Origin of the sequence: Magnetospirillum fulvum MGU-K5 (assembly GCF_000442515.1) — a bacterium.
GTDB classification, from domain to species: domain Bacteria; phylum Pseudomonadota; class Alphaproteobacteria; order Rhodospirillales; family Magnetospirillaceae; genus Phaeospirillum; species Phaeospirillum fulvum_B.
The window spans coordinates 1-2,187 of sequence record NZ_AQPH01000146.1 but is presented as its reverse complement, the minus strand read 5'-3'; the positions used below and the strand labels follow the sequence as shown (position 1 = coordinate 2,187).

Annotated in this window: 1 protein-coding gene; it reads right to left on the bottom strand. The window is 59.9% G+C overall.

Annotation, left to right across the window (positions count from 1 at the left end):
- Nucleotides 1-2,160: HAMP domain-containing methyl-accepting chemotaxis protein (locus K678_RS17260; RefSeq protein ID WP_051185977.1), on the bottom strand; the 2,160-nt coding region annotated here is incomplete at its 3' end.
- Nucleotides 2,161-2,187 lie beyond the last annotated feature (27 nt).

Sequence of the window (2,187 nt, the reverse complement as noted above, 5' to 3'; positions counted from 1 at the left end):
ATCCAGCTTCACTCCCCGGGGCTTGCTGCCCGTGCTGGGCGTGGAGAATTTGGGCCGGGCCGGAGGAGCGGTCTCGCGGGACTTGGCGGCCGGACGGGCCGGGCCGTGATGCCCCGTATGACGCGCCGTCTGGGGCCGCCGTCCCCGCGTCGAATCCTGTCCGTCGATGCTGAAGTAGGAAATGGTGTCCTGCAACTGCTCGGCCTGCGAGGCGAGTTCTTCGGAGGTGGCGGCCATTTCCTCGGACGCCGCCGAGTTCTGCTGGGTCACCTTGTCGAGCTGTTGGATCGCCTGATTGATCTGTTCGGCACCGATATCCTGTTCACGGCAGGCGGCGCTGATCTCTTCAACCAGTTCGGCGGTTTTCTTGATGTCGGGGACCAGCTTCGACAGCATGTCCCCGGCCTCGCGGGCGACCTTGACCGAATCCGACGACAACGAACTGATCTCGGCTGCGGCGCCCTGGCTGCGTTCGGCCAGCTTGCGCACTTCCGAGGCGACGACGGCAAAGCCCTTGCCATGTTCCCCGGCGCGGGCCGCTTCGACCGCCGCGTTCAGCGCCAGCAGGTCGGTTTGGCGGGCGATTTCCTGGACGATCGAAATCTTCTCGGCAATCGTCTGCATCGCCGCCACCGTCTTGGTCACCGCTTCGCCCGACACCTGGGCATCCTTGGCCGACTGGCGGGCGATCTTTTCGGTCTGGGTGGCGTTTTCGGCGTTCTGCTTGATGTTGGCGGCCATCTCCTCCATCGAGGCCGAGGCTTCCTCGGCGGCGGAGGCCTGCTCGGTCGAACCCTGCGACAATTGTTCCGAGGCCGACGACAGCTCCTGACTTCCGGCGGCAACATTGTCGGCGGCGGTCATCGCGTCGGAGACGACGGCGCGCAGTTTCTCGATCATCGTCTCCAGCGCGATGCCCAGCGTATCCTTGTCGGACATCCGCTTGGCCTCGATCGACAAATTACCCTTGGCGATCTGCTCGGCGGCATGAGCGGTCGAGCGCAGGTTGGCGGTCATCGCGTTCAGCGCGTTGACCAGATCCTTGATCTCATCATTGCTGTTGACCTCAATCGTCTGCCCAAGATCGCCGAGGGCAACGGCATTGGCCAACCCCACCGCCTTTCCCAGCCCACGCGAGATCGAGATCGCGATGTAGAGGGCAGCCCCCAGGGCGATCAGGATCGAGGCGACGACCAGGATCAGCAATTGAGCGCGTAGCGAGTCATAGGTTTGGGCGGAATCGACCTTGGCCTGCTCCATGAACTTGACTTGCAGGTTGACCAGTTCAGACAGGCCCGTTTCCAACTGGATGAATATTCTACGGCTTTCGCCGGTGGTCAGGGCCTGGGCCTTCGCATCGGAATTGATCAGGCTGAGTTCGACCATTTTGGCGGACAGAGAATCCCAGGTCGCGAACTTTTCATTGGCGATGTCGAGAACGCGGCGGTCCTCTTCATTGACGCTGCGGCGCAGACTGTCGAACAATTTATGTGCGAGGGCGGTCTGATCGCGGGCGTAACCAAGGTCGGCCTCGGTTTCCTTATCGTCCGAGGTCATGAAGGACTGACGCAGACTTCCCTGTGCGGCGCGGAGTTCGGTGGTGATCCGCCGGATTTGATAGGCGATCCGAAGCTGCTCGGCGTTGGGCTGGCTGGAATTTTCAACCCGGTTCAGCAGCGGGGCAAAGGAATCGATTAGTGCTTCCATCGCCTTGCGGCCCTCGCCACCGGCAATCGCCGATCCCTTGTCATTCGATCGTATCTTGGCCAGATCGCGAATTTTGTTCTGTACGGTATAATATTTATCGAGGTTTTCTCTGAAAACGGTGAATCTCTTTTTTCCCTCTTCGGAGGCTATCGCGAAATAATCGTCACCGTATTTTTTAAGATTTTCCCGGGCTTGGTCGATGTTATTCGAGACTCTGGTCCAATCCTCTTCGGTTCCGGCGAGGATCAGGTTCTTTTCCTGGCGCATCAGTTCGAGCGCGGAGAGATTGATCTGTTGGATCAGATATTGCCGCTTGACCGGTCCATTCACCAAGGCGTTGACCGAGTTGTTAAGCTCGGTGAGGCCGTTAAGGGCCGACACGGCGGCGACCACCAACAGCAGGATGACCACGCCGAAGGCTGCGGCTAGTTTGACTTTGACGGAGATTCGCATGACCCAAACCCCTTTTGGATGATCCTT